This window comes from Microbulbifer sp. GL-2 (genome assembly GCF_007183175.1).
Taxonomy (GTDB): Bacteria; Pseudomonadota; Gammaproteobacteria; order Pseudomonadales; family Cellvibrionaceae; genus Microbulbifer.
Map to the genome: position 1 here is coordinate 4,944,582 of NZ_AP019807.1, position 6,150 is coordinate 4,950,731.

The window sequence follows — 6,150 nt, forward strand, 5'->3', positions numbered from 1 at the left end:
GTCCCAAGATCACGCCACTCAGCCCCCATTCCACAATCTCTCGCATCCCTCAGCCCGCCACATTAACCTTGCAATAGATGTAACTGGAGGCGGGGGATGACCAATATCACCGACGAAGTTCATCGCGGTGCCATCTGCGACCTGCGAGCGCTACAGCAACCTGGCTTGCAAACTTTCAAGCAATATATTCGCGGAAGCCTGCCAGGGCCTCCTTTTTGGCATTTAACAGGCATGCAGCCCATTGAAGCCGGTCTAGGGAAAGCCACATACTCCATGCCCATAACGCCCTGGCTATGCGATGGTACCGGTATTTATTGGGGTGGAATTTACGCAATGTTCGCAGATGCCCCCTTAGCCTCCGCTATCTGGACTACCCTGCCCGCCGGTAAAGTATTGAGCACTTCAGAGCTCAACATGTGCTTTATCCGCCCCATTACCACAAGTACCCAAAATATTGTTGGTAGGGCCACAACAATTCATTCCGGCAGCCAGGTTGGGCTCTCCAGTCTTCAAATTAACGACCAGAACGGTAGGACCCTGGCTTACGGGAGTACTCGCTGCCTGATCGCCGACTTTCCGGTCAGCCCCGACCAGGAGCTGCCCTTACCAGACCTTGGTCCCACTGAGCCGCCAGACCCCTATTTGCGGCCACCGCCAAAGACATTCTTCTGCGACATGGCGCACTTCCCCGAGCAGGTACCCATTGAGCTTCAACGCCTGACGATCAACGAAGGCCGTATGCATCCGGTCTGGTTACTTACCGGTTATCGGGCGGTGGAGATTGAAAACGGTCGCTGTATTTCCACCATGCCTTCATCGCCCTGGTTCTCTAACGGGACCTTATCTATTTACGGTGGCCTGCTCGCCTGGGCAGCAGACTTCACTATGGGCGGGGCTGTTTACTCCACCCTACCCGCAGGGTCCATCTTCGCAACCTTGGATATGCATATTAGATTTGCCCGCCCAGCCAAACTCAACAGTGGCGACCTTATCCTGGAATCTCAGGTACTGCACCGCGGTCGTCAATTAAGGGTTTCGTCCTGCAATATCGACACACCCAGTGGTAAACGTGTAGCCATTGCTACGGGCTCCGCACTAGTGATTCCCGGGGGCGCCCAGATGCTTGCCGATGGCAAACAGCCCGATGAGATCATTTCCACAGCCACCTCCGGCAGGCCCTGGAATCCCTAGGTAAAATTGACTGGCGGCACTGCGGCCATCTTCAGGTAAAATGAGCGTAGGCATGGCCGGACAACGCGCTTCGGCAAGATATGACCAAAAAGTCACAAAAAATAAGAGCTGTAGATTACAATTTCTATAAATTCTGTAGGAACCACACCATGGCATCATTGCAAGATCAACTCCTGCAAGCTGGACTTGTTGACAAAAAGAAAGCAAAGCAAGTCAGCAAGGAAAAACGCAAGCAACAAAAAGTCGCGAAGAAGTCTGCGCAACCTCAGATAGATGAAACCAAGCTGGCTGCGCAAAAGGCTCTCGCCGAAAAGGCCGCCCGTGATCGCACCCTGAATGCCGAGCGCGATGCAGCTGCACAACAGAAAGCCATCGCTGCTCAAATCAAGCAATTAGTAGAAACAAATCGCCAGCCCTACTCCGGCGAAACTGCCTATAACTTCACTTTCGATAAGAAAGTGAAAACTATTTATGTCAACGAAGAGCTGCGTGATCACCTGATTGCCGGCCGCTTGGTGATAGTCTCCTTGGGCGACCGCTTTGAATTGGTACCCAGGATAATCGCCGACAAGATTGCCGAGCGAAATACCGAAATCATAGTTAAGCCGACCGAGACTTCTGCGACAGTAGATGAAGATGACCCCTACGCAGACTTCCAGATTCCCGACGACCTGATGTGGTAAGCAGGTTAATGGAAAAAGCAATAATTCAGGAGGTGGAACAATGGCTCACCGACGTGGTGGTGGGCCTTAACCTCTGTCCTTTTGCTCGTAAACCTATGCGTGCAGGTCAGGTCCTTTTTAAGGTCAGCGCGGCAACAGAGGATAAAACCCTGATGGCTGATTTGCTGACTGAACTACAGCGACTCGACAGCACTCCGGACAATGAGCTACTCACTACTTTACTCATTATCCCCGAGCACCTAAATGATTTTGCCGATTACAATCAGTTCCTCCAGTTGGCAGAATGGTTACTGGAGCGCAACAATTACACCGGCACCTACCAACTGGCCAGCTTCCACCCAGATTATCAGTTCGCCGATACTGCCCCAGAAGATACTGAAAACCTGACCAATCGCGCTCCCTACCCAATTATTCACCTGTTACGTGAAGAAAATCTGGAGAAGATGATTGACCTCTATCCTGATCCCGAGAGCATCCCGGAGAATAATATCCGTCGGGTTCAATCTCTCACTCAGGATGAGAAACTTCACTTGTTCCCATTCTTGTTTCAGTAAAAACACCCTAATTAATGAAATCACTGGAAGAGCTGATACGTCTTAACAAGCTGATACGCATTATCGGTTTCGACGACGCCCCGTTTGAAAAAGAACGGGGTTCACCGGTAAAAGTCGCAGGCATCATCTACTCCAATACCCGTTTCGAAGGTATGCTTTGGGGCGAAGTAGCAAAAGATGGCATGGAAGCAACACAGGTCCTAGCAGAACTGCTAAAAAGCAGTAAATTTTACAACCAAATTAATGCAGTGCTCATCGATGGCATTGCCCTAGGCGGTTTCAATATTATCGATCTGCCAATGCTGGCCAAAGTACTTAACCGCCCCTGTATCGCAGTTATGCGAAAACCACCAGATATGGCAGCGATTGACATAGCATTAAAGAATTTTCCCGATTATGCTTCACGCAAAGAAATCTTATTAAAAGCCGGAGAGGTCCATACCCTCAAAGGTTTCCATTTTCAGGCGTACGGTTGCAGCCCATTTATTGCCGCCCAGGTACTGGAGCAGATTACCGATAACGGCAATGTCCCGGAAGCACTCCGTCTAGCCCATATGATTGGCGCCGCAATAATAACAGGGCAGAGTGGTAAGCGCGCATAAACTTAAAACTCAACCCTATTAGACCATTCCTGCCTTTACATTATTTTATTCTACTGACACTCCTTATGAAATTGCCACCTCTTGCCCTGCCTCTTCCCAGAATAATAATATGGCGTCGACTTATCGACCTTACTGATAACAAGCAGAGCCCACCAAAATGGGCCTGATGAAAGCACAATAGCTGAAAAGCGCGATTAAAGAGATAAAAAATGACAGAAAACGTCTATAGACAACCAGAATCACAACTGGAAAAAAACCTGGTATTTTGCCGAGATTGTGGCCAGAAGATCTCAGTAAGTGCTACCACCTGTCCTGGGTGTGGCGCGGCGCAATTTATAGGTGGAAAGGGGAAAATTTCTGCAGCGCTATTGGCGATATTTTTAGGGACTTTCGGAATACATAGATTCTATTTGGGACAGTGGTGGGGATTTTTTACTTGCTTTTCTTCTGGACAGGTATTCCAGGTATAGTTTCTTTCATTGAGGGAATCGTCTTCCTCTGCACATCCGATAGCAACTGGGCACAAAAATATGGTAATAAGCAGGGAGTCTCAGCATTAGTCCTGGTACTTATCTTCTTCCTGGCAATTATTCCGGTAATAGGCATATTGGCTGCAGTTTCCATTCCCGCCTACCAAGATTATGTTGAGCGGGCTCAGCAGGCCAGGTAAAGAATACATAGCAAAGGTCTGCCACTAAGCTTGTGGCAGACCTAATCAAAAAATGTCTTTCCTTTTTTAACTATCCTCTTTTACTGAAGATAACGAGCCTAGCCAGTTATCAGTTGACACCCTGAAAGATAAACGCGAAACACAGCCCTAAAACCAAAAAAGTAGGCCCCTCGGCACCAATATAACGCTTTGAGTTTGACCTTGCCATGCTTGAAGGGAGTAGAACTCCAGCCACGAAAAGATATCGGCAAGCGGTGAGCAGGACCACAAACCACCAAACCTAACTGGACGGTTTACCCAGGCTCGCAAGGTAAATGAAGATCATTAAAAGAGAGGCGTATTCAGCTATATTTGAATGCGTACTCACCGATTTGTGCAAGGTATTATCAGGTCTGGTGAGTGACCTACCACAATTTCAAAACCGCCAAGATTGGCGGTGACAAGAGATCCCAAAAGAAGTGCAAAGAAGCCTGGACTCCAATGCATAGGTAGTACACGTTGATAGAAAATTCTTTTTCTAATGTACCAACCTCATAAGTACATCGGTGAATCGGATAACACACTGGGAACTAAAAAAACCACATTAGCGATGGTTACTCTTCATACCGAATTCTGCGAGTTTTAAAACACCACAAATCTGTAAATAACTTGTGAGCTTTAGAATAAACTCTACAAAGCTGCAGTAAAGGGCTAGGCTACTCAGATTTTTCCAAAAAAATTTCACTTAATGGGGCCACCCTCACTGCCGAACACTCAGAGAGGAGCCCACTCCATACCCAGTTGTGATGTTCTATCACCTGCCAGGCTTTTAAGTGAGGCCTGTCTCTCAAAGTATGGCAATCAGAGGCTACCACAACATTGTAATTATGGCCACTGCAGACCTAATAGTAGAATCGACACAAAAATCTGTCGCCCAGCCTGAAATAATCAGTCGTTCTACACCAAGATTTCTTAAGCAAAGGTCCAGGTCTGTTTTACTAAAAGCATCATTGAGTGTTTTCCTGATAATGAAATCGCTATCATCCTTCAATAAACTACCGAGAAGTGCCCAACCCGGCGAACCGGGCAATAGTCCTTCCTCCGCTGTTCCATCATGCTGTATAAAATAACCTTTCCACCCTGCTCCTTACCTTAGCGGAAAGTTCATTAATACGTATAACGACACCCTCCGTATCATACTGCTCTCTATTCGAGAATGAAGCCTCTTGCATATCAACAATTAATAATACGTCCATACTCAGGTCCCGTTATATTCACATAAATAATGAAGAAAACCATCCAATTTACTGCCCGCTCAGAACCATGAGAATTGATAGTTAAATATTTGTGAAAACCATTTTTAAGCTAGAGAATCACAGCACTTTCCCTATTTGTATCAGTAAATAGTGCAACCAGCGAAAACTGGGCAAAGCCCTGATCGGTGGATAAATATTCTTTACACCAGAAACGCAACGTATCCGGAAACTCCTCCTGTGCAGATTCAGCAGCCTGAATTTTCTTCTCCAACGCCAGAAAATTACAACGCACAATAACCCTGGAGTCGTTCGCCCTGCAATCATCAGTTACCGATATTGTCAGGGTTGAAGAAGTCGGCTCCAGTGGATCAGAAAGAATAAGGAAGAATCCGTGACATTTACATCAAGCTTTGAAATAGCCATTTGCAGTGACTTAACAAGGTCTAGATAAATATCATCGATTGAGACAGCAACATTTTAGCTGTAAAAACTTCATATTCACCATTGTCATCATTTGCAAAACAAATGGGTTCAACAATTGATCTTCCTTCCATTCCAGTCCCATAATGTCCCTGAAAATTAACCATTTGTAGTAACTTGCGTGTATGTTACGGTTTTACTCAGCCTCAACATCTACTGATTTCATATTAAGAAACTGTTTGACTTCTGTTCAATTGATGGAAATCAGGTTGAATATCTACCTGATCGCTCAGAAAGCAGTCAGCCAAGAGAAGGAAGGATACTGAGCGGGCAGCCCGAGTCAAAGACATTTGCTACACCAACAGGGAATAAAAGAGCAAGCGCTCCCAAGAGCGCTCTGATCAATGGCTATTTGGTATTTGGTCTGGGAGAAACGCGCATAGTGATATCGCATGGAACACTTCCTCACATTCACATCAAACACCCTACTGGCATGACTACATCACCAGCCCAATAGTCGTGAAATCTGGATATTCGCAAACAGCTTTCAGGTTACTCTTCGCCATCTTTAGGTACTTGACTTCCATACCTACCGGAATCCACCGGAAACGGCGATCCAGGGAGACATCCAGGCAGACACCACCAGCGAGCTCAGCGGCATTACACATGGCAATAGCGTGTACAGTGCCGATATGATTAGTAACGCTCCATCGCTTTTTTAGGAGTACTTCTACACGCCCCGCTGACACTTTAGAAAACATGGCTTGATAGACCTGAAATATGGGGCCTTAAAGG

9 protein-coding genes are annotated in these 6,150 nt (G+C 46.7%); 6 read left to right on the forward strand and 3 right to left on the reverse strand.

The features are described from left to right. Window positions 1–96: 96 nt before the first annotated feature. The 6 genes from GL2_RS21330 to GL2_RS21350 all read left to right on the forward strand — a co-directional run bounded on the left by GL2_RS21330 (window position 97) and on the right by GL2_RS21350 (window position 3,700). The gene (locus GL2_RS21330; protein ID WP_143732727.1) at window positions 97–1,191 is read left to right on the forward strand and encodes a PaaI family thioesterase; all 1,095 of its coding nucleotides are present in this window, start codon (window positions 97–99) and stop codon (window positions 1,189–1,191) included. Window positions 1,192–1,340: 149 nt separating this feature from the next. Continuing rightward, window positions 1,341–1,874 (forward strand): DUF2058 domain-containing protein, encoded by a 534-nt coding sequence (locus tag GL2_RS21335; protein ID WP_143732728.1) that lies wholly within the window; start codon window positions 1,341–1,343, stop codon window positions 1,872–1,874. Between the two features lie 8 nt (window positions 1,875–1,882). Further along, window positions 1,883–2,428 carry a DUF1415 domain-containing protein gene (locus GL2_RS21340; RefSeq protein ID WP_143732729.1) on the forward strand — a complete coding sequence of 182 codons (546 nt, stop codon included), beginning with the start codon at window positions 1,883–1,885 and terminating at the stop codon, window positions 2,426–2,428. A 14-nt stretch (window positions 2,429–2,442) separates the two neighbouring features. Next, window positions 2,443–3,030 (forward strand): DUF99 family protein, encoded by a 588-nt coding sequence (locus GL2_RS21345; RefSeq protein WP_143732730.1) that lies wholly within the window; start codon window positions 2,443–2,445, stop codon window positions 3,028–3,030. A gap of 209 nt (window positions 3,031–3,239) precedes the next feature. Continuing rightward, window positions 3,240–3,500: a TM2 domain-containing protein gene (locus GL2_RS22245; RefSeq protein ID WP_305072254.1), complete on the forward strand. Its 261-nt coding sequence runs from the start codon at window positions 3,240–3,242 to the stop codon at window positions 3,498–3,500. Then, window positions 3,467–3,700, forward strand: a complete 234-nt coding sequence (locus GL2_RS21350; protein WP_232053709.1) for a hypothetical protein — start codon at window positions 3,467–3,469, stop codon at window positions 3,698–3,700. The genes GL2_RS22245 and GL2_RS21350 overlap by 34 nt, the downstream gene beginning before the upstream one ends. A gap of 847 nt (window positions 3,701–4,547) precedes the next feature. On the opposite strand, the gene GL2_RS22525 is transcribed toward GL2_RS21350, so the two are convergent. The 3 genes from GL2_RS22525 to GL2_RS22080 all read right to left on the reverse strand — a co-directional run bounded on the left by GL2_RS22525 (window position 4,548) and on the right by GL2_RS22080 (window position 6,116). Continuing rightward, a complete protein-coding gene (locus GL2_RS22525) occupies window positions 4,548–4,769 on the reverse strand; it encodes a cysteine hydrolase family protein (protein WP_197736494.1) in 222 nt (73 codons plus the stop codon). A 275-nt stretch (window positions 4,770–5,044) separates the two neighbouring features. Then, window positions 5,045–5,227, reverse strand: a complete 183-nt coding sequence (locus GL2_RS21360; RefSeq protein WP_143732731.1) for a hypothetical protein — start codon at window positions 5,225–5,227, stop codon at window positions 5,045–5,047. 625 nt (window positions 5,228–5,852) lie between these two features. After that, window positions 5,853–6,116: a DUF4442 domain-containing protein gene (locus GL2_RS22080; protein ID WP_232053710.1), complete on the reverse strand. Its 264-nt coding sequence runs from the start codon at window positions 6,114–6,116 to the stop codon at window positions 5,853–5,855. Between the last annotated feature and the right edge of the window lie 34 nt (window positions 6,117–6,150).

Excerpts from the sequence above, each read along its gene's own strand:
- GL2_RS21330 (WP_143732727.1), top strand. The coding sequence starts at position 97 with ATGACCAATATCACCGACGAAGTTCATCGCGGTGCCATCTGCGACCTG.
- GL2_RS21335 (WP_143732728.1), top strand. The coding sequence starts at position 1,341 with ATGGCATCATTGCAAGATCAACTCCTGCAAGCTGGACTTGTTGACAAA.
- GL2_RS21340 (WP_143732729.1), top strand. The coding sequence starts at position 1,883 with ATGGAAAAAGCAATAATTCAGGAGGTGGAACAATGGCTCACCGACGTG.
- GL2_RS21345 (WP_143732730.1), top strand. The coding sequence starts at position 2,443 with ATGAAATCACTGGAAGAGCTGATACGTCTTAACAAGCTGATACGCATT.
- GL2_RS22245 (WP_305072254.1), top strand. The coding sequence starts at position 3,240 with ATGACAGAAAACGTCTATAGACAACCAGAATCACAACTGGAAAAAAAC.
- GL2_RS22080 (WP_232053710.1), bottom strand. The coding sequence starts at position 6,116 with ATGTTTTCTAAAGTGTCAGCGGGGCGTGTAGAAGTACTCCTAAAAAAG.